1 protein-coding gene is annotated in these 838 nt (G+C 66.9%); it reads left to right on the forward strand.

The features are described from left to right. Positions 1–587: 587 nt before the first annotated feature. Positions 588–838, forward strand: a 251-nt coding sequence (locus V6U90_RS33620; RefSeq protein ID WP_442933690.1) for a DUF6444 domain-containing protein, incomplete at its 3' end; no start/stop codon positions are given.

Here is an 838-nt window from a genome sequence, read left to right on the forward strand (position 1 = left end):
CACCGAACTCGTCGCCGGCTGTCCCTGGCTACCCACCGGCGCAGCGACCACCTGACCAGTCACAGCTGATCTTCCTTACGGTCGATAGTGGGCTGCAGAAATGGTACGCCCATCTCCGACAAGACCGATGTAGATCACTCGGACTAGTGAATTGATTCTCGGATTGGCGCACCCGGCCGTGGCGACGCGCGCGAGGCCGACCGGTAGTGCCCAAGGGATCGGCTCCTGCGGTGGTCCGTCAACGGTGGTACCTAGAGGTCATACGAGCCGGCGTGCCACGCTGGCTACCGCGCTCCACTCGGGCTACCTTCATTCGTGAGGCGGCACGCGCCCGCCGGATCCTGCTGAACAGACGCCCACGCCGGTTCAGCCAGCGGACAAGCGGCTCCGACGCAGCGCAGTTCATCCGTGTCTGCCTTCTGGCGGCGCGAGCGTGGGCCGTGTCGCAGGAGAAGCTATGACCAAGAAGAACCGTGACTGGTCAGGTGCTCGTCGGCGGGTCGGCTTGACCTGGGTCGTTCGGGTTGGATCATGGTTGGGTGTCCGGAACGCCGTCCATCGTGGAGCTGCTTGAGCGGCTTGCCCGGTTGGAGGCCCGGGTTCTTGAGTTGGAGCGGGACAACGCCGGGTTGCGGCGGGAAAACGCGGTGTTGCGGCGGGAAAACGCGGTGTTGCGGGCGGAGAACGCGGATCTGCGGGCTCGGCTCGGGCAGGACTCGTCGAACTCGTCGCGGCCGCCGTCGTCGGATGGGCTGGCCAAGCCGGCGCCGAGGTCGTTGCGGGCGCGTTCGGGTCGGCGGCCGGGTGGGCAGCCTGGTCATGAGGGTCGCACGTTGCG

Origin of the sequence: Micromonospora sp. CPCC 206060 (genome assembly GCF_036906895.1) — a bacterium.
Lineage (GTDB): Bacteria > Actinomycetota > Actinomycetes > Mycobacteriales > Micromonosporaceae > Micromonospora.